At 43.5% G+C, this 19,894-nt stretch carries 16 protein-coding genes and 1 tRNA gene; 7 read left to right on the top strand and 10 right to left on the bottom strand.

Translation table 11 applies throughout. The features are described from left to right. Nucleotides 1-317: 317 nt before the first annotated feature. The 3 genes from Q0C29_RS02725 to Q0C29_RS02715 all read right to left on the bottom strand — a co-directional run bounded on the left by Q0C29_RS02725 (nt 318) and on the right by Q0C29_RS02715 (nt 3,454). A complete protein-coding gene (locus Q0C29_RS02725) occupies nt 318-2,735 on the bottom strand; it encodes an SMC family ATPase (RefSeq protein WP_291999127.1) in 2,418 nt (805 codons plus the stop codon). Then, the gene (locus Q0C29_RS02720) at nt 2,732-2,896 is read right to left on the bottom strand and encodes a hypothetical protein (protein ID WP_291999126.1); all 165 of its coding nucleotides are present in this window, start codon (nt 2,894-2,896) and stop codon (nt 2,732-2,734) included. The genes Q0C29_RS02725 and Q0C29_RS02720 overlap by 4 nt, the downstream gene beginning before the upstream one ends. Before the next feature lie 156 nt (nt 2,897-3,052). Next, complete coding sequence (locus Q0C29_RS02715; RefSeq protein WP_291999125.1) at nt 3,053-3,454, bottom strand: Trm112 family protein; 402 nt, start codon at nt 3,452-3,454, stop codon at nt 3,053-3,055. Between the two features lie 155 nt (nt 3,455-3,609). Between Q0C29_RS02715 and Q0C29_RS02710 the strand changes: the two genes are divergently transcribed. Continuing rightward, a complete protein-coding gene (locus Q0C29_RS02710; protein WP_291999124.1) occupies nt 3,610-6,507 on the top strand; it encodes a DEAD/DEAH box helicase in 2,898 nt (965 codons plus the stop codon). Here the strand turns inward: Q0C29_RS02710 and Q0C29_RS02705 are convergent. The 5 genes from Q0C29_RS02705 to Q0C29_RS02685 are packed head-to-tail and all read right to left on the bottom strand — an operon-like array spanning nt 6,504 to nt 12,932. Continuing rightward, nucleotides 6,504-7,061, bottom strand: a complete 558-nt coding sequence (locus tag Q0C29_RS02705) for a hypothetical protein (protein WP_291999123.1) — start codon at nt 7,059-7,061, stop codon at nt 6,504-6,506. The two genes, Q0C29_RS02710 and Q0C29_RS02705, sit on opposite strands and share 4 nt — an antisense overlap. Before the next feature lie 4 nt (nt 7,062-7,065). Beyond that, complete coding sequence (locus Q0C29_RS02700; RefSeq protein WP_291999122.1) at nt 7,066-7,836, bottom strand: hypothetical protein; 771 nt, start codon at nt 7,834-7,836, stop codon at nt 7,066-7,068. Continuing rightward, complete coding sequence (locus Q0C29_RS02695) at nt 7,836-9,425, bottom strand: hypothetical protein (RefSeq protein WP_291999121.1); 1,590 nt, start codon at nt 9,423-9,425, stop codon at nt 7,836-7,838. The genes Q0C29_RS02700 and Q0C29_RS02695 overlap by 1 nt, the downstream gene beginning before the upstream one ends. Next, nucleotides 9,419-11,512, bottom strand: a complete 2,094-nt coding sequence (locus tag Q0C29_RS02690; RefSeq protein WP_291999120.1) for a hypothetical protein — start codon at nt 11,510-11,512, stop codon at nt 9,419-9,421. The genes Q0C29_RS02695 and Q0C29_RS02690 overlap by 7 nt, the downstream gene beginning before the upstream one ends. A 1-nt stretch (nt 11,513) precedes the next feature. Beyond that, a complete protein-coding gene (locus Q0C29_RS02685; RefSeq protein WP_291999119.1) occupies nt 11,514-12,932 on the bottom strand; it encodes an Ig-like domain-containing protein in 1,419 nt (472 codons plus the stop codon). A gap of 216 nt (nt 12,933-13,148) precedes the next feature. Here Q0C29_RS02685 and Q0C29_RS02680 point away from each other — a divergent pair, with 216 nt between their 5' ends. The 5 genes from Q0C29_RS02680 to Q0C29_RS02660 all read left to right on the top strand — a co-directional run bounded on the left by Q0C29_RS02680 (nt 13,149) and on the right by Q0C29_RS02660 (nt 16,799). After that, on the top strand, nt 13,149-13,691 hold the full coding sequence (locus tag Q0C29_RS02680) for a 50S ribosomal protein L13 (protein WP_291999118.1): 543 nt from the start codon (nt 13,149-13,151) through the stop codon (nt 13,689-13,691). Nucleotides 13,692-13,938: 247 nt separating this feature from the next. Then, a complete protein-coding gene (locus Q0C29_RS02675) occupies nt 13,939-14,436 on the top strand; it encodes a cob(I)yrinic acid a,c-diamide adenosyltransferase (protein ID WP_291999117.1) in 498 nt (165 codons plus the stop codon). 78 nt (nt 14,437-14,514) lie between these two features. Beyond that, nucleotides 14,515-14,588: transfer RNA gene (locus tag Q0C29_RS02670), tRNA-Met, on the top strand. Nucleotides 14,589-14,720: 132 nt separating this feature from the next. Further along, the gene (locus Q0C29_RS02665) at nt 14,721-15,731 is read left to right on the top strand and encodes an ATP-binding protein (protein ID WP_367173604.1); all 1,011 of its coding nucleotides are present in this window, start codon (nt 14,721-14,723) and stop codon (nt 15,729-15,731) included. Between the two features lie 639 nt (nt 15,732-16,370). Next, nucleotides 16,371-16,799 (top strand): SRPBCC family protein, encoded by a 429-nt coding sequence (locus Q0C29_RS02660; RefSeq protein WP_291999116.1) that lies wholly within the window; start codon nt 16,371-16,373, stop codon nt 16,797-16,799. A gap of 8 nt (nt 16,800-16,807) precedes the next feature. Here Q0C29_RS02660 and Q0C29_RS02655 read toward each other — a convergent pair whose 3' ends face one another. Further along, on the bottom strand, nt 16,808-19,234 hold the full coding sequence (locus Q0C29_RS02655; RefSeq protein ID WP_291999115.1) for a heavy metal translocating P-type ATPase: 2,427 nt from the start codon (nt 19,232-19,234) through the stop codon (nt 16,808-16,810). 8 nt (nt 19,235-19,242) lie between these two features. Then, entirely contained in the window at nt 19,243-19,416 is a 174-nt protein-coding gene (locus Q0C29_RS02650; RefSeq protein ID WP_291999114.1) for a YHS domain-containing protein, read from the bottom strand. Between the two features lie 60 nt (nt 19,417-19,476). Between Q0C29_RS02650 and Q0C29_RS02645 the strand changes: the two genes are divergently transcribed. Further along, nucleotides 19,477-19,894: winged helix-turn-helix transcriptional regulator (locus tag Q0C29_RS02645; RefSeq protein WP_291999113.1), on the top strand; the 418-nt coding region annotated here is incomplete at its 3' end.

Raw genomic sequence — 19,894 nt, 5'->3', positions numbered from 1 at the left:
GTGACAATATGAATGTCAAGCTTCGCCCTTTAGGGTGGGGTTAGTTTTAAGTTTTGAAGTGCCTTAGGTGTTGGGCGTGGGGACACACCACTAGTTACACAGCCCCGCAAAGGGCATCCCTAAGTCCCAAGGATCTGGGAGCCCAGTGAGGGGTAGGGGTAATTGGCTTAAGGCCAAGCCCCATAGCCCACCACTGAACGAGCGGAGCAATGAAACAATGAGAATGAAGATGATAAACTACCCAAAGAAAAACCACACCCATCAAGACGAGGAGGAGGTCAGTTAGGGAATAATGGGGAGAGTTAGGATTCCTGCCTTCACTTAGGGCGTTGAAGCTTAATCACATTGCTCCTCACTTTACTGTCCTCTGAGCTTTTAATTAACGCTTCCAGTAGTGTATCGTCCTGTGTTGCTAATATAACCTGCTTAATCATACCCTCACTTATGGCCTTTGTAATGGTTTCGGAGAAGGCCCTCTTAGCGTTAACATCAACGTAGGGGATTGGTTCATCCATAAGTATGAAGCCTAAGTTATGCTGCATTAGCCTATACACTGCTAGTACGAATGATTGAGCTAATGTTAATCTCTGCCCATCACTAAGCCTTGATACTGGAACATCCCTGCCTCCCCTGAGCGCGTAAAGTACGTAATCGCTTCCCTTACCTTTCCTATGCTGAAGTTTAACTGTTATTCCCTCTAAGTCGCTGTACGGGTATAGCTGCTTAAATAAGTCAATAACCTTTGATTGAATTATGTTAACTACGTCACCCCTAACCTTGCCTTGAACTTCATTAAGCCTATTGAGTATGCGTTGGAACCTACCGTTAATCTCCTCAAGTTCCTTAATTTCACTGAGAGTCTTCTCAACATCAATGTTCTCGTGGCTTATCCTCGATAATACGGTGTCCAACTGCATGTATTCTGAGGTTGCTTCCTCGAGCCTCCTCCTTAATTCATCCATACGCTTCTCCATATCCCTTAAGGCCTCGTCAATGCTCACTACCTCATCAAGGTTTATGCCGCTTCCCTTAAGCTCATTAAGTAGGCTGTTCTCCTCAAGCCTCAAGGCATCCCTCTCCTTAATCTTCCTGTAGATTAAGTACCTCCTCTCAGCCTCCTCAAGCCTCTTGTGGGCTAGCTCAATGATGCTCCTGAAGTCCTTAATCCTCTTCTCAAGATCAGCCATAGCCCTCTCCAGCTTCTGAAGCTTATCGAGGTATTGGTTCAACTGAGCCTTATACTCATCAACCTTACTCAGTAATTCCTGGTACTGAACGTACTGCGCATACAACCCCTCCATCTCCACTGCAACCCTCTCGAGTTCATTAACCCTACTCTTAACGTCAATAATCCTTAATTCACTTAACTCCCTCTGCAGATTATTGGCCCTATCCTTAAGTTCACTGAGCCTATCCCGCGTTACCTTAAAGCCGTGGACTGGGCATGTTGCCTCACCGTGTAGTTCAATCTCCCTTATCAAGTAGTTAAGAATCTCAAGGGCTGAGGCCTTAACCTTAACCACGGTCTCTATTTCATTATACTCACTTCTAGCGGATTCTAACTCAGCCTTAACCTTACCTAAATCACCATACTTCTTAACGTACTCGGCATACTGCTTGGCCGCATCCTCAATAACGCTGAGCCTCTCCATTAGTGAACTTAACTCCCCCCTAGTCCTATCTATTAGCCTGCCTAAATCATCCCTACTCCTCCTCATAACCTCCAACTCCTCCTCAAGTTCCTTAACCTTACCCTCCAGGGCGTTAACCCCACTGTAGCTTAACTCCAGTAGCTCATCAATGGTGTTAGCCTTCTCAAGCCTTTCACTTAATTCCTGAAGCATCACTGATTCAAGCCTTGGAATCAACATGCGTCTAATCACCTCTAGGCTACCCTTAATCAATACCTCACCATAATCCTCACCCTTAACGTTCCTCAACTCCTCCTCAAGCTGCCTCAACCGCTCCCTAACATACAGGTACCTGGTGTACTGTTCCTCAACCCTCTTAATTGCCTCAACGTACCTTGACCTCCTATTGGCTAACTCAACGTAGGCTGATGAAATGGCCTTAACCTGCTCCCTAATGCCCTCTATCTCAGTGGCTAAGCTACTCCTCTTATCTAGGGCTGCCTTAATTGAGCCGTATTTCCGTAGTAGATCCTCAGCCTCCCTTATACTGGCTAACCTCTGCTTCCTAACGTCTATGGCCTCGCTAACCTGCCTAACCGGTAATACGCTGCCCAAGACCTCGAGGAACTCTAACCCGAATAGCCTATCTATAGCCAGTGTCCTCCTCCTAACCGGCCCATAGACTAGGTCCTCAAGGGTCTTGTGGCTAACCAGTATGAACCTCTCGAAATCATCATCATCAACCCCCAGCAGGGTGATTAAGTAATCATCGGTTGATTGATTACCATTAAGGGTTAAGGTCTGGTATGTTGAGTTACCCTTACGCATCAGCCTCCTCACTATCAGATTACCGCCTAGCCTTAGAGCTACAGTAGCCTCGTTAGAGTCCTCGTTAATTAAGTCACTTAACCTAGCCACCCTCTCCCTGGCCTCTAATTGATTACCGTATAGGGCGAACTCAATGGCTTGAATTATGCTTGACTTACCTGAACCTATTGGCCCGTGAATCACGTTTAAGCCTTCGATGAAATTGAACGTAACTCTACCCTTAAATACCCTAAATCCCTCCAACTCCACTGAATCTATTGTTAAACGACTACTCATAACTTAATCCCGTATTTACTAAGCATAGTGTTTAACTCTTCCCTAACCCCCTTAACGCCCCTTTCCCTATACGCCTTATATAGGCTTAACACCAGTTCAGAGTCCTCACTGAACTCCCTCCTTATTAATTCAACAATAGCCTCACTGGATTTAGCACTCATTTCGCTTTTCAGAATCGCTTAAGTTATTATTAAGGTTTTGCACCTTCCCCGCATGATTATGATTATCAATGTGAAAACACCTCATGGATCCCAATGGGTCAGCATGATTTAGACCAATAATGTTGGGTAAACGTTTAGGTAAAGTGGGTTAACGCGTCACGTGGTTTGTTTAAGTATCTTTGATGCTACGTCAGGTGCTAATTCCCTTATCTTATCCTTAAACTTATCCAGGAACTCCTCATCCTCCTTCTTATTCCTCAGTTCATCTGGGAGAAGTATAGGTATCTCATCCTTTATCGGGTACCATCTGCCGCACGTTGGGCAGTATAGTATGCCGTTAACAACCTCATGCTTAATGCACTCACCGCAGGGGGCTTCCTGGCTTGGGTTACTCATGTCCTTAATGTTCATTCTCCTGAAGGAGCAGTATAATTCACAGAAGGGTACCCTACCACTGTATGTTCTTTCAGGGTAAGTCTTCTCTTCAAATACTACTAGCGTTAGTGGAAACGTTTTATCATATGGGCACGCTAAAATATCCATTAGCCTATATTTCATCAGCAGGTGCTGTATCGTGAACTTAAAAATATTACTCCACGCAAACAATGATTAACTTGTTGCAGTTGCCTTACACTAAATGACTTGGCTTCATGATTCTTCATTCATACCGTGGAAACTTTTATAAGGGGTTATGCACATTGTTAGCAGTAATAATGCATAATGATGTATTAAGCATGCTTCATCCCATGGTTAAGGAATTAGTGGTTAAGAGGGGTTTCAGGGAATTAACGGAACCCCAGCTTAAGGCAATTCCAGTTATATTGAGCGGTAGGAACACTCTATTAATAGCCCCAACTGGTAGTGGTAAAACTGAGGCTGCGCTGCTGCCTGTCTTATCAATGTTCCTAAGTATGCCGCAGGATAAGCCAAGGGGCATTTACATACTCTACATAACCCCCCTCAGGGCCCTTAACAGGGACTTACTGAGGAGGATTGAGTGGTGGGCTAGTGGGGTTGGGTTAACTGTGGCTGTTAGGCATGGTGACACTGATAAGAATGAGAGGGCTAGGCAGAGTAGGAACCCGCCTCAACTACTCATAACCACCCCTGAGACTCTTCAAATACTCTTCATTGGTAGTAGGCTTAGGGAACACATATCTAAGGTTAAGTGGGTTATTGTTGATGAGGTTCATGAATTAGTCGAGGACAAGAGGGGGAGTCAATTATCCATCGGCCTCCAGAAGCTTAAGGCCCTAGCTGGGAAATTCCAGGTAATTGGCTTATCAGCATCAGTGGGTTCCCCTAATGAGGTGGCTAGGTTCCTAGTGGGTAATGATGAGGATTGCGAGGTAATTAACCTATCCTTCACTAGGAATTACCAATTCGATGTAGTTAACCCAGCCGCATCACTGAGCAGCGCTGACATTAATGAACTCAAGGCTAGGTACATGATGGTGAATGGGGTTAATGTTGATGAGCTCTTTCACAATGATGCATTAGCAAGGTTACTGTACGTCATGAGGTTGATTGATGATGCTGATAAGTCATCCATAGTGTTCGTTAATACTAGGTCAATGGCTGAGTTACTGACCTCAAGGATCCTCATGATTAACCCAACCTACCCAGTATCAATACACCATAGCTCATTATCAAGGGTTAATAGGCTTAACACTGAGGAGATGCTTAGGGGTGGTAGGCTTAAGGCTGTTGTAGCTACCTCAAGCCTGGAGTTGGGTATTGACATTGGTCACGTTGACCAGGTTATTCAATACGTTTCACCACATCAAGTAACCAGGCTTGTTCAAAGGGTTGGGAGGAGTGGGCATAGGCTTGATAAGGTGCCTAGGGGCATTATAATAACGGAGGACATTAACGACACCTTGGAGGCGGTGGCCATAATCAATAGGGCTAGGGCAGGTTGGCTTGAACCAACCAAGCCCCCTGAGAAGCCTTATGACGTTCTATTTAATCAGGTAGTGTCACTAATACTCATGAAGCCCAGGTGGACTGTTGATGAAATATTCAACATAGTTAAAGGCGCCTACCCCTACAGGAACTTAACTAGGGATGAATTAATCGCTGTGCTTAGGTTCATGAGTGAGGGCCTTAGGCCTAGGCTCATCTACTTCATTGAGGATGAGGGTGTTGTTCTAAAGCCAAGGAACCCCAGGTCAAGGATTGAGCTTAGGGAATACTTCTTCAGTAACTTATCAATGATACCTGAGGAGAAGCAGTACCTGGTAACTAGGGTTGATACAGGTGAGGCGGTTGGTGTACTTGATGAAGCGTTCATGGCTGAGTACGGGGAGCCAGGAATAAAGTTCGTCTTCAGGGGTAACGTGTGGATTCTTAGGTCAATTAAGGATGATATAATATACGTTGAGCCAGCGAAGGACCCGGTGGGCGCCATACCATCATGGATTGGGGAGGAGATACCTGTCCCCTTTGAGATTGCCCAGGACGTCGGTAGGTTAAAGAAGACCATAATGAGTGAGTTAAGGAACGGCACTAGTGAGGATGCTTTAATTAGTAGGTTAACTAAGGAGTTAGGCGTATCTAGGCGTACAGTCAAGTACATAGTGTCGACCATTAAGGAACAGTTGAAGTACGGCTTTGTGCCAACTGATGACTCAATAATTATTGAGAGGGTGGGTGAATTAGTGGTTATACACGCCAGCTTCGGTACATTGGTCAACAGGACCTTATCAAGACTATTAGCCAGCTACATGACGCATGCCCTCGGTTTACCGGTGAGGGTTCAACAGGACCCATACGCAATAATACTTCAATTACCCGGCAAGGTTGAGTCAAGCATCATAATTGAGTCACTGAACGCGTTAGCTAACTTAAACATGAGTGAGTTCCTCCAGTACGTTAAGAGGATAGCCCTTGAGACTGGCTTATTCAAGAGGAAGATAGTTCACGTGGCTAGGAGGTTTAATGTAATTAAGAGTGATAAGTCAGTCTCAGACATTAGCTTAACAAACCTAATACAGGCCCTTGAGGATACGCCAGTCTACGTTGAGGCTTTAAGGGAATTCATAACAAGTGACCTTGATGTTGATGGGGCAGTGAGGGTTCTTAAGTCAATTCTAGATGGGTCAATTAAAGTAACTGTAATTGAGGGAAGCGAGTTCAGTCCAATGGCTAGGGAGATACTCAGTAAGGCGAGTAGTAGGCTTGAGGTGATTGCCCCTGAGAGGCTGGATAGGTTAATAATAGAGAGCGTGAAGGCTAGGCTACTTAATGAACCATTAACCCTAGCATGCCTTGAATGCGGTAACGTCTACATTGGTAAGGTTAAGGACTTGATTAAGGACTTAAAATGCCCCAGGTGCGGTTCAGTTAAGTTGACTGCATCAAAGATGGAGCCTGATAAGGTTACGGCAATAGTTAAGAGGGGTAATGGTGATGACTATGAGAGACTGGTGAAGGCAAGTGAATTAGTTACTAAGTATGGTTGGAGGGGGTTAATGGCCATAGCCAGTAGGATAAGCCTACGTAGGGCTGAGGAATTCCTATCATCAGATGGGTCGGAGGACTTCAATGACTTCATAACTAAGCTCTACAATGCCGAGAAGGAGGAGGTTAAGCAGAGGTTCTTCACTTAACCAGCCTTAGTAATATTAAGATAGGCTAAACCATTCATTACAAGTGAACTACTCCACGTACATGACGGTGGTGGGTTCGGTAACGTGCCCCAGTTAGGGTTAATTAACGTGACTGGGGTTGAGGAGTTGATGCAGTTTAAGGCATCTATCACAACAGGCTGCTGGGATGATAATACCGCTAATCCATTTTTCCTAAAACTAAGGCTAATGCTGCTTGAGGATAATTTAACGGTAATGTTGAGGAATAACCCCACATCACCGTTACTTAAGTAACCTGGATACAGTGTAATAGTGTAGTATAGTGAAATCCCCTGACCAGGTAAAGTTGCTGTTGGTAGCGTTAACTGGTATTGGAATGAACCAGTGACTTGGCTTAGGGACGCTAGGGCAACGGCCGTTTGAAACTCATGAATGATAGCATTATATATTAGTGACTCCAGGTAAGATGCAACGTTAAGCATGTTGTAGGTTATGTAGTAGTTAACGTAGTAGTACATTAATCCCGCAATGGTGATTAAGGCAACCGTTATTATGACGTAACCTATTACATCCATAGCATCACCTGTAGGTCACAGTCATGTTAATCACAATAATGTCAATACTGTTAAGATTACTGACAGTAATTAATCCACCTAAGCCACCGCCGCAGAGTCCACTTACCGTTACTGATGAGCCACTTGGCAGTGAGACTATTGTGGACTTAACGCTAGTTACGTTAATTATTAAAGTACCCCTAGAGCTTAAGGATGGGTTAACCACCGTATTAAACACTGGAACGTAAACGTAGGCGGTTGGTTGATTCTCAACAATCATAACCCTTGGGAAGACGACTAGGTAAGTGCCATAATTCACATTAAGAACCTTACCGTAGCCGAATTGAACTATTGACACTAGTGGTGCAGCTGAATTATTAACAATAGGGTTGTCAATGGTGGTGCTTGGTAACCCATTACCATAACCACCCCTAATTACATTAATGAAGTTAACTGGGTATGATAATAAGCCGGGTGGAATACCGTAGACAACAGCGCCGCTGGTGAAGTTACCGTAACCCTTAATTGTGTAATTACAGTACCTATTAATCAAGTTGAATGAACCATAACCAGTCGATGGTACTGGGTACACAAGCACTGTCCCGGGGACATACATTGACGCCTCAACATCATCTGCAACATTCGTTAGGAAGGATTCAACCTGGGACAATGCTGCTGACGCAGCAGCCCTATTGAAATTACCCATCGCGTACATTAGGAAGACTGATGATATGGCTAAGACAGCAGCAATTAATATAACAGTCCCAATGATGTTAGATTGACCAACCCTAGGCATTAGCCACCACTCACCTCCTGTATCTCTAGGGCAATTAAATAATATGTCCCATTAGGTAACGTAATAACAGTGAATGCGCCGGCCGTTGGAGTGAACAGTAGCCCAGGAATACTGTATGCGTAATTCCGTGGAATAACATTACTAGTTATCGCATAGTTGAAGTAAGTCCCCGTAACTACAGCTGAAGTGGCCTGCGGTGTAGTGGTTAAATCATAAATCTTCACTGTAGAATTATAGGCGTAATTCACACCGGGTTGAGATGGGGAACTTAATGTTAAGGTTACCCCAGTAATTGTAATTGATGCAGAGGCTACACCATTGTATGTGAGGGGTAGGCATTGCGATTGGTATAGGCCGCTTATTAGCTTATGGGTCATTGAGACGTAATCATAGATGTCTACCGATTCCTTTAATGTAAAGTACAATGAGTAACCATTACTACATACCCCTGGGTTAACCACAGGCTGTAGGGTTACCATGAATAAGTACACGTATTGCCCATTGCCACTGTAAACGGATTGGCCATTAACGTATAATGAATAATTAACCGTTCCATTGATATAATACGTTAAGCTTAATACGACAGGTATGGGAACCGTATAGCTACTTGACCCATTATACACTGTAACCAGGTAATTTAAGCCTATGCTTAATGTTGACCCAGGTATTACACTTATCAATTGCCCAATTAAGGTTGTGTATATTCCCGTGTTTAATGGGTTAATTAACCTGCATGATGCTGATGATGATTGAGGAACATTAAATGTAAGTACATTACTTGATAATGAGTAGTAACCAGCGCATACGACTGTGTACCCATTAAACCACCAGTACTGGTTTAAGCCGTATTGGCTAGTAAGCACGTTTACTCCATTATTGTAGCTGGTTACTGGTAAATTAAGCGCATTAGCCATGAATGAACTTAAACCACCGTAGGGTGGACAGTAGGGGTTACTGCAGTATTGGCCTAGTACTGGGTTATATGGGACAGAACCATTCCTTGAGACAATGATTGATAATGTACTTGACTTAGCGTTCACCCAGATTAAGGCATCCCCAGTAACGTAATTATAACTCATTAACCACCAGTTAACCGGTTTACCACTACTGTCTACCATGAATACGTTAGCCATAGGTACGCTGGTGTTTATCCTATAGCTGAGGGGTAGGCCCTGATTAATTAGGAGGACTGGTAGGTCAATTAAGGCGTAACCACCGTATGTACTTGGGCTTGGTACTAGGGTTATGTTTAAGGCTACGTAACTGCGCGTAACCTTGTATGAGCTTATGGTTAAGGCTTTGTAAAGGGGTTCAAGCCCAATGAACCAATTATACTGAGGCCCAATTATGGCGGATGCCAGTGAATGTATAACACTCCAATTACCCTTACTGAGGGCATTTATGAATAATGGGTTAGTGACCAGAGTGTACAATGAATTGTAGGCATACTGGCTGACGCTAACCTGAACCTGACTCCTAAGCGGCGTGAGGGGTGACTTAAAGAGCAGGGGAAGCATTGAGAGGAGCACAATTATCACTATTACTGCTGCTAAGGCCTCAATTAACCTGGCTTGACCCCTCATTAACATAATTGACCACCACCATTACCATAGTAAACATACCCCACACCAGGGGTATAATACAGTAGTAGTGCAAAGTTATTACCGCAGTTGGTGATTGTCGTATTAATGTAGGTTATTGGTAGTGTTTGACTAGGTAGATACTTGAAGCTAATTATAAGGCCTGGATTAAGATTAGATGATGGTGCTGTCTCATCAAGGGCGAGGTATCCCGGGGGAACATTATAAATCGCCTCATTAAATGAATATAACTTAAGTGAACTAACTATGCTAGGGTATATGTTCACGTTTAATGAAGGATACACATTAACCAAGTATATTGTTGTTAAAAAACCATAGTTAATCATTACTGATGTACCCTCATATATTGTTAAGACAGTTGGCACCCCTCCATTCCATAAATATGCAATGTTTGTTAAGGAACCGGTAACCGTATTGTAGACTTGAATATAGTAACCCACCATAGATGTTGATGAGTAGCCACGTGGTACGTAACCACCATACTTTACTCCATATATTCTTAATGCGCTTGGGTTCCATGGATTAATCACTAGTGATATTCCTGAATAATTAACTAGGATAAGTAATTGACTATAAGGATACCCAATAATACTAGGGTTCACATTACTTAAATTAACCTCATACATTATTGCGTTTGAGGTTATGTTGCACGTAACGTAACTAATGTTAAGTGTCCTTAAGCCAACGCCAGGCTTAACATAGGCTAAACTAAGTGTTGAACCCAATGCTGGGGCATTATTTAGGCTAACAGCTATTATTGGGTTAACTATAAGGGTGTAGTTCTGCCTAAGCCTAACTGTGACTTGCATTATCCTTGAATTGGTTAGGTTAAGGACCGTGACCCATGAACCCAGTGGTGAATTTGTATAACTATCTAGGCCATATAACTCATACGCATACTCATTAAAGGTGCTTGAAAATACGCTATGCCATGAAGGTAAGCTTATTGTTAAACTCCTTAGTAATGAACCATTAATGTAGAAATTAGCAGTAGCCGTGGGGTTACTTGAGAATGGGCCCCCACTAATGCTCCTTACTTGGATGGTAACATTAATTGCATTCAATGGTAATGATAACTTAACGGATGGACTTGCAATTAGATTAGAACCAGCGTATACATTACATTGCAGTGTAATTTTATTACTTGAAATAGAGCTTGGTGAGCAAGCAATACTGTACCCAGTTAATGAGAATGCATTGGATGGTGGGTATGGGTCTAGGAAACTTAAGGCAATATTAAAGCTACTTGGGTTAGTTATCCTAAATAATGCACTTATTCTGAATCCACCTGATGCATCTAGTTCATCGACTGGATAAAGTAATACTGCACCATATACTCCTGAACCACTGGTTAAGTAAGCCCAGGCTGAATTAGTGCCCCCAGTTTTATTGACCCCTGGGCCAATGCAAATGTACCTATAGGCTGATGGTGAATTCAGGGTGAAGTTATAAGTGCAGTAGTAGGTTGCCGTGTACTGGGTGAGGATTGGCTGTGCATTGCATGTTGATGAACTTGGCTTAATTAATACGCCTGTTAGGTTTAATGAACTGGCTAGGGTTAAGTTATAGATACCTAATGTAGGCATGTTGAACGTTTGATTAATACCCACGTAAATACCTGAACCATTACCCCCAGTGTAAATCATGCTTAACCCAGGTACCCCTAGGGCACCGTAGAAGTCGGTGAACATTGACATGTTGAAATTAGGCTGCTTAACCGGCACAGCTAGGCCTGTTGGTGCGTAGGCAGTGTTGATTATTAGGTTGAATTCCTGTTGAAGCATGCTTAGTAATGATGTTGGTAATGGTGTCCACCCAGCCAAGACGTGAAGGTACATTGCTATACCGTAGTTAAGCATGAATCTACTGAAGTTCATTGCGAAGGAATCTACTGCAGTATTCATGCTTAGTGTTAAGCCTTGAGTCACTAGGAGTGGGTTATACTTAAAGACGTAGTATATGCTCCTCTGGTAAACGTACGCGGGAGCCATTGCGAAAACCCTGAACACTACAGCTAGGGCTAAGGCGGCCAGGACTATGACTAGTGCAATAAGTATTACAGCCTGACCCCTCAATTTAACTCACCCCCAGTCCACTGAAGGCATTACCCCTGTAGTATAGGTAGAGCTTAATCACGTAGGCTGCATCACCAATGTAGACTAACGCCCTAGATACACCGGTGGGTGCGTACTTAACCGGGTAACCGAAGATTATTGTTCTATTAACTAAATATAGGTCTGGGTTGTAGCCTAGGGGTATGACGAGTAATTGGCTTAATGGAACTGAACCGCTTTCTCCCTGGCTATTCCTCTGTATCCAGACAAGCAGGAGCATTGGTGTGCTGGGTAGGTTCCAGTAGCATGCTGAGTAGTTCGGCGTATTACTAGCGCTAAGGTAATTGCATGGCACTGGGTAACTATTATTGCCTTCCGATGGGTTAAACGTGAAGTTTATGCTCATTGTGGTGAAGTTGTATATTGACTTATACACTGCAACTATCCTTAAGCCTAATGCAGATTGGCTTGGATTACTTAAGCTCACGCCTAGTAGGCAATTAGTGAATATATGTGGGTCAGTGAATATTACGCTGTAGCCATTACTGTTAATTAATGGCATTATACCCACCAATAATAGTGGTATTTGGACTGCGGGGTATTGGTAGTAGGCGTAGTCCTTTAACCCGGCCGTCTGGGCTGTAATAACCATGTAGTAGTAATTGTTTGGATTAAAGGGTGCAGGTAAGTTAACTGAAGCCACTCCATTGGAGTTGGTTATTGATGAGGAGTAACCTTGGTAGAATACTGAGTTGTTGCCCTTGGATGCTAATGATGCTATGAAGTACTGCACTGTAACTGTCGCATTAGGTATTGCTGCACCTGTGGAGTAGTCGGTAACCTTAATGTACGCTATGCTTGAGGACATATTAATCACCCTTATCATGTAGAGTGGGTGAATAATAATCACAAAGTCGTACCTATTACCTAGGCCGAGCAGTTGCTTAACTTGGCTATAACTAATTACCCAATTGGTTGGGTAACCAACTGTAAATAACCATAGGTAATTCAATGAAACGTAGCTGATACCGTATTGGCTTAGGAACTGCTTAAAACCCACGCCATTTATCTGGCTAATACTACAGTAACCCCTAAGGTTACTTGGCGACACAGCAACACTGGCGTTGTTAGCGTAATCCCAGTAGACTAGTTGAAGAACCTTAAATGGATCCAGTGAGTAGGCTGACCCAGTTGAGGCTAGGCCAAAAGCACTCATTAGGCTCGCATTTAAGCCCCAGTACGTTGGATTGCCTGGGTTAGTGACTATGTAGCTTAGTAGGCTTTGAGCCATCGCATCAAGTTGAAGTGTATTAATCTCACTGCCTGCAGTGGGTAGGTAACTGGGGAATAACCTAATGAACACTACTACTGCTAATGCAATAATAACCACCACTACTATGGCCTCAATAGCGCTCATTTGACCCTTCCTGAAGTTAAGCATAATACGCTTATATTCCTCTAAGGGTTATTTAAGCTTTTAATGCCTAGTTTAACTTCTTGAATTAATAAATTAGAATAAACCCAATTAAAGGGACTGAACACACTGTATAGTATTAATTTTTCGTTACCTGAAGGCGAAACAATAACTTAACTGGGGTCAGGCATTAATGATGCAAATTATTTAAAAGGCCCCCTGCCAGTGTGCTTTGGTTAAGTTATGAGCGAGGTCAAGGTGCTTAATAAGGGTGAATTACCCAAGGAGAATGAGGTAGTGATTAATGCGTCAAATCACGTTGCAGGTAGATTAGCAACAGTTGTTGCTAAGTTAGCGCTGCAGGGTAAGAGGGTCATCATAATTAACGCTGAGAATGCTGTTATAACCGGTGATAGGAACATGGTCATTGACTGGTTTAAGAGGAGGATGAGTGAAATCAGGACCCATTATAATCCAGAGAAGGTTGGCCCCAAGTGGCCTAGGAGACCAGACAGGATCCTCAGGAGAATCATCAGGGGCATGCTTCCGTACAAGCGGAGTAGGGGTAAGATAGCCTTGAAAAGGATAAGAATATACATGGGTGTACCAAGCGAGTACAGTAATAGGGAGGTGTACGTAATCCCAGGCTCAATGCTTAAGCCTAGGCCTGGTTTAAAGTACGTAACCCTTGGGGAGATTTGGGCCAGTATAGAACCCAGTGAATATGAAGCATGGAAGGAGGCGCAGGGCATAGCAACTAAGGGTGGAAAACCCACTAAACAGTAGGTTAATATACTGCATTTTAACGTAATCATCATTATTAAGCTTACCCCCTCATTAACGGGACGATGGAGTGTTCTACAATAATTGAGGGTCGTTAAACCCACTAGGTTTAAACTCACTGAGCACCCAGAAGTTGACGTATGTTAAACTCAAGAATCAGTGAGGCAAGGAGCCAATTACTTATGGGAAATAGGGCTTAATGCTTCAGGATCTTAATGTTTTTATACTACGTAAGTACAATGCTTAATCTATGGGTCTAATACTAGTCTACACTGGTGATGGTAAGGGTAAGACCACTGCTGCATTGGGTCTAGTGCTGAGGGCTTATGGGCATGGATTGAAGTCTATAGTTGCGCATGTTATGAAGACCCTAATCTATAGGGGACAGTGGGTTGGCGAGTACTCTGCATTACTCAAGATGAGTGACCTGGTTGAGGTGTATTACATGAGTGAGGAGGCGTTGAGAAGCCCTCGGGATGTCTTCAGTAAGGCCATTGAAAGAAGCATAATGGTTAAGCCATTCCTATTAATACTAGATGAGGTCAACAACGCGGTTGAAGGTGGATTATTGACCAGCAGTGAGGTTATTGATGGTTTAAGGAAACTACCCAATGAAGTTAACGTTGTTTTAACAGGGCGTAATGCACCAAGTGAATTCCTTGAGTTAGCTGACTTAGTAACTGAGTTTAAGCCCATTAAGCACTACTATGATAAGGGTATTGTGGGTGTCATGGGTCTTGAATGGTGAGGCTTGTTTAATTAAGGGAATGGTTTAAAAAGTCGCCTGAGGTAAAAGTTAAAAAGTCTTAGGCAACCATAGGTTATAGGGCCCGTAGCTCAGCATGGTAGAGCGTCCGGCTCATAACCGGAAGGTCCCGGGTTCAAATCCCGGCGGGCCCACTGATTCTACAATTCCCCTGAGTCAGCGGCATGGGTTAACATTACATAAAGTTTAAGTATCGGGGGTGATACTTGCTCTTCAACACTGAACCAAAGATATCACTAAGTGAACTTTACGATAGGTAACTTGAAATTGAGAGATTTAAGAAAGGTATCAATGAGAGATTAATCCTAGTTCTTGGCTTAAGGAGAATCGGTAAATCAAGCTTAGTCCTCTCCGTATTGAATTCACTAAGCATGGATTACTTATTCATAGATGTTAGGAAGCTTTATGACAATGTTTCAAAGAAGGTACCAGTGGAAAGGATTTACGATGAACTTAAATCATCATTAGGTAAGTTAAGCTTTAAGGAGAGGCTTAAGGACTTAATTAAGGATGTAGACTTATCCTTAGGTTCTGTTGGAATTAGGTTAAGGCCTTCGGAGACTAGAAATAATATAGTGAGGGTGTTTGATGCGTTAAATGATGTTGGAAAAAGAATAATAATAGTGTTTGATGAAGCCCAATACCTTAGGTACTCAACCTCAGGCCTAAGGCCGCTATTGGCCTACATTTATGATAACCTCAGGAACATAACACTAGTTCTTACTGGTAGTGAAGTTGGCTTACTGCATGATTTTCTTGGTATTGATGATCCATCTTCAGAATTATACGGTAGATACTTCTTCACTGCGGAGTTAACGCCATTCAATAGGGAAAAGTCCATTGACTTCCTGAGAAGAGGATTCGCCGAGTTAAATACTAATGTTGAGGATTATGTTTGGGAAAAGGCAGTGAATGAATTAGATGGTATTGTTGGTTGGTTAACCTACTTTGGTAAGTTATACTTAGATAAAGGCTTAGAGGCCCTGGATGAGGTTAAGGAATTAGGCATTAACATGGTCAAGAGTGAAATTGAGGAATTATACTCAAGAAGCCAGTATTACCAATACATAATGGAAGCCACAGCGACACTTGAGGAAGCCAAGTGGAGTGATATTCTAAGGTATGTAATGGCTAAGACAGGTAGAAGGCCAACGAATGCAACATTATCAAGGGATTTAAGGAACCTTGTGAAGATGGGTTTTCTAATTGAAGTGAATGATAAATACAGAATTCCTGACCCAATAGTAAAGTACGCAGTATTAAATATGGCTAGGTAATTTAGCTCACTTACTATATCTTTAGGTTAATCTATACCCTATTAGCGTCAGTGCATGCTGTAGCTGACGTCGTGAACCCAATGGTACTTTACTAATTAAGATTACTGAAAGATGAGGACATCTTCATTAATCCAGCACATGATTTAGTAATACTTCGGGGTTCTAAGGCATTAAGGATTATACTTGCCCATTGAGGTCCATGTATACTAGGAACATTAAAGACTAAGACTGCATTCAGCTGAACCAGCTGAGATATATATGAGCGTCTTCAAGGGGTTAATACTGATGAACCTAGTTAAAAGGCATGAGTCTGTAACGTTTTTACGTAGCTATTCGTTATTTTTTAGTTCTCTTAATGCTATAGGTAATCATGAAGTTTATAGGCTTTTATTGTGATGTTTAATTGGATAGTGCCACTGTGAAGCCTTAGGGAAGGCACCCAATGAACCCCCCACATCCCCGTAGACAGCACGGGAAGGGGCAATGAAACTGAAAAGCAACCATCAACCACAATAAAGGCCGAACACTAGTTCAATAAACTTAAGGGTAACTTAATCATATATAATACTTAACCTCACCTAGCGCATTTTAGTGAAGCGCGAATAAGTTATTAACTGCGGTTAACGATTCCTTAAACTCATGGTGCATTTCACTGTTAGAAAAAGTGTAAAAGCCTCCAAGGACGTGGTTTTAGGTATAATATCTAATGTTGAGGATTACCCTAAGTACTGGCATGGACATAGAGAAGTGAAGATAATTGATAGAAGTGAAGACACGCTACATGTCTACATTAAATTCGCCTTCAATGGACCATTAAACCACGGTGATGCTTACGTTAAAGTTAGTAATGATGGAGTGTTGTTTAATTTCATTAGTGGACCATTTAAAGGAACCCACAGGATCCATGTTGCTGACGGTGAACTAATTAGTGACTGGGACATTGAGCTACATCCATTGTTAATACCAGTTAAGGGCTGGATTATTAATCATTTTAAGCAAGGCTCTGAGCATGCATTGGAGAGGATAATTAAGGATGCTGAGTCACATTCAGGGAAGGCAAATACCTAATCTCAGCATTAAATCCTACGTAACCTAATTGAATAGGCGTTTAATGTTACCGTTAAGCTACTTAGCGCCATGGCCAAGCCTGCTAATTCTGGTCTCAGGGTTAAGCCGGGTATTAGCCCAGCTGCCACCGGTACCAGTACTGTATTGTAGGCGAAGGCGTAAGTTATGTTGAACTTAATGTTACTCACAACTGCCTTCGACAATTTTACGAGCCTTGGAACAGCCTTAAGCTCACCCAGAACTAGCACTGCATCCCCAGCTTCCTTAGCTACGTCACTACCTGTACCCATAGCTATGCCTACGTCTGCCTCATTAAGGGCAACAGCGTCATTTACCCCATCTCCAACCACAGCCACTGAACCATACTTAGCCTTAAGATCCCTAACCACCTTAGACTTATCACTAGGCATTAGGCCTGCGTAAACCTCATCAATACCCAGTACCTTAGCCACTGCATACGCTGGTCCCTCAGCATCACCGGTAATCATTACTGTTCTTAGGCCTAATTCCTTAATCTCCTTAATTACCTCAGGGGCATTAGCTCTCAATGGGTCACCAACCACTATCATCCCCTTAACTTCCCCATCAACCACCACGAAGAGTGGTGTGTATCCTTCACTTCCAATAGTCTCCGCCAATCGCGTAAACTCAGGGTTAACCTTAGCCTCCATACCCTCAATTAACCTAGCATTACCAACTCCAACACTCTTACCCTCAACCACCGCAATAACCCCCATACCCTCAAGTTGGTTAAACTCACTAACGTTAATTGGCTTAACACCCACTGATTCAGCGTACTTAACAATAGCTTTAGCTAATGGGTGGCTAGATGGGTATTCCGCTGATGCGGCTAATGTTAAATGCTCCTTATCCATCATGGCCTTAACAACCCTTGGCTCACCCTCAGTGAGTGTTCCAGTCTTATCGAAGGCAATAACCCTGACTCTATTAAGCTTCTCAAGGGCCTCACCCCTCTTCACCAAAACCCCCTCCTGGGCAGCCCTATTCACACCAACCATTATGGACATGGGTGTGGCTAGGCCGAGGGCGCATGGGCAAGCCACAACTAGGACGGAGGCCATGTGCAGGACCGCTAGGTAGAGTGGTGCCCTTAGGCTAAGCCAGGCTGTGAATGTTGCTACGGCTACCGCTATGATAACCCAGGTGAAGTAGGCTGACACCTTATCCACAATTGACTGTATAGGTAACCTAGCTGCCTGGGCCTCCCTAGCCAACTTAGCAATCTGAGCTATTAACCTGAACTCCCCAGTTCTAGTTGCCCTAATGATGAGGTAACCATCGAGTAATCTAGTGCCAGCTAACACAACATCACCTGGCTTCCTTAGCCTGGGTTCAGCTTCTCCCGTCATGGTTGATTCATCAACGTGGCCACCACCCTCATTAACTACCCCATCCACTGGTATTGTTTCCCCAGCCCTAATGATAATTGCATCACCTGGCTTAACCTCATTAACGCTAACCTCCACTTCCCCCCTGTTAGTTAAGACCCTTGCCTTACCGGGTATTAATTGGGCTAGTGACCTTACTGTTGACGCTGCCCTAAGCCTAACCTTAGCCTCAAGCCAACGACCCAGTAGGATTAGGGTTATTACTGCTGGACCGGAGTCAAGAAACGCCTCACCACCCACTACGTGTAGTGCGTAGAGTAGGCTATAGATGTATGCGGTTAATGTGCCTAAGGCTACTAGAGTGTCCATGTTGGCGGTGCGGTTACTGAAGGCCCTTAACGCACCCCTTATGAACCTCCAGCCTGGGTAGAATTCAACCACAGTGGCTAGGGCTAACCCAATCCATAGGGTTAGGTTACTGGGCATTATACCCATGGGTTGCAGAACCCATACCATTATCATTATTATTGACGTTAATGGTGCAGAAACCAGTAGCCTAATCCTTAAGTCCCTTAAATCAGCCTCAGCAGCCCTCCTATCAATATCAAAGCCGCTGCTCCCGGTTTTAACGTAAGTAACCCTGAAGCCCAAGTCCCCAATAACCTTAACTAAGCCAGCTTCACTAAGCTCTAGGGGGTTGTAAACCACCTTAACTTCACTATAGGCTAGGTTAACCCTGACGTCGAAAACCCCCGGTATCCTAAATTCACTAAGTATGCTTACCTCGTCACCAGGGCTAAGGCCCTTAACACCTATGGTAGCCTCCTCCCGGTATATGTCGTAACCAGCCCTCTCAACAGCATTAAGTAAATCAGCGTAATTAACCTTACCTGGGTCAACAACAACCACAGCTTCATCATTAGCTAGGCTCACGTCAGCCGCCAATACACCAGGTACTGATAGGAGCGCTTTTTGGACTGTTAAGCTACAGGTGGCGCAGTGCATTCCAACTATCTTAAACGTAACCCTCCTAGTCCCTTCCCTGAAGTTTAACCCAACCTTAATTTCCCTTAATCCACTGCTCATGGGGATTGTCACGCATTAGGCATGCCCCTAGGCCCCTCCTTCAGGTACTTTTCAGGCTCCCTATCGAAGGCTTCCTTACAATGACGTGAACAGAAGTAGTAAACCCTCCCCCTGTACAGTGATTTAAATGGCACAGTATCCTCAACCTCCATGCCACATACCGGATCAACGTGCTTAGCCATGTGTTAGTGAACCAGTGGGTGCGAAATAAGGTTAATTAGAGAGATTTTCACTGAGCAAGCATGGTTGATGGTTCCGATTTTTCAAGGTTTACGGAAATTGAGTTGAAGGCTATTTCACTGCTTAGCGAGGACTCTAGGTTAAGTGTTTCAGAATTAGCCAACAGGATTGGCGTCAGTAAGGCTACCGCATCAAGGCTGGTTAAGTCCTTAAGGGCTAAGGGTGTTAAATTCACCATTGATGCTTCCCATGGTTACCCAAGGGCATTCATAGTAACTAGGAAGAGGCATGAGGGGGAATGCTATAGGTTAATTGACGGTAGGTACATGGTTATTGTTAAAGCGTCTGACTTCAACAACCTAATTAAACTAATCAATGATATTAAGGATAAGGAGTCAGTATACGTAGCGTTAGAGCCAGCCTCAACAGTAACCGCATTACCTAGGCTTATCTGTGATTACTGTGGTGGACCAATAAATG

It is taken from the genome of Caldivirga sp. (assembly GCF_023256255.1).
Lineage (GTDB): Archaea > Thermoproteota > Thermoprotei > Thermoproteales > Thermocladiaceae > Caldivirga.
Note: the sequence above shows the minus strand (reverse complement) of the source record. Positions and strands in the feature narration are given on the sequence as shown.

Bases quoted from the DNA above. Each gene is read 5' to 3' on its own strand.
- Q0C29_RS02725 (WP_291999127.1), bottom strand. From the start codon at position 2,735: ATGAGTAGTCGTTTAACAATAGATTCAGTGGAGTTGGAGGGATTTAGG.
- Q0C29_RS02720 (WP_291999126.1), bottom strand. From the start codon at position 2,896: ATGAGTGCTAAATCCAGTGAGGCTATTGTTGAATTAATAAGGAGGGAG.
- Q0C29_RS02715 (WP_291999125.1), bottom strand. From the start codon at position 3,454: ATGAAATATAGGCTAATGGATATTTTAGCGTGCCCATATGATAAAACG.
- Q0C29_RS02710 (WP_291999124.1), top strand. From the start codon at position 3,610: ATGCATAATGATGTATTAAGCATGCTTCATCCCATGGTTAAGGAATTA.
- Q0C29_RS02705 (WP_291999123.1), bottom strand. From the start codon at position 7,061: ATGGATGTAATAGGTTACGTCATAATAACGGTTGCCTTAATCACCATT.
- Q0C29_RS02700 (WP_291999122.1), bottom strand. From the start codon at position 7,836: ATGCCTAGGGTTGGTCAATCTAACATCATTGGGACTGTTATATTAATT.
- Q0C29_RS02695 (WP_291999121.1), bottom strand. From the start codon at position 9,425: ATGTTAATGAGGGGTCAAGCCAGGTTAATTGAGGCCTTAGCAGCAGTA.
- Q0C29_RS02685 (WP_291999119.1), bottom strand. From the start codon at position 12,932: ATGCTTAACTTCAGGAAGGGTCAAATGAGCGCTATTGAGGCCATAGTA.
- Q0C29_RS02680 (WP_291999118.1), top strand. From the start codon at position 13,149: ATGAGCGAGGTCAAGGTGCTTAATAAGGGTGAATTACCCAAGGAGAAT.
- Q0C29_RS02675 (WP_291999117.1), top strand. From the start codon at position 13,939: ATGGGTCTAATACTAGTCTACACTGGTGATGGTAAGGGTAAGACCACT.
- Q0C29_RS02660 (WP_291999116.1), top strand. From the start codon at position 16,371: ATGGTGCATTTCACTGTTAGAAAAAGTGTAAAAGCCTCCAAGGACGTG.
- Q0C29_RS02655 (WP_291999115.1), bottom strand. From the start codon at position 19,234: ATGAGCAGTGGATTAAGGGAAATTAAGGTTGGGTTAAACTTCAGGGAA.
- Q0C29_RS02650 (WP_291999114.1), bottom strand. From the start codon at position 19,416: ATGGCTAAGCACGTTGATCCGGTATGTGGCATGGAGGTTGAGGATACT.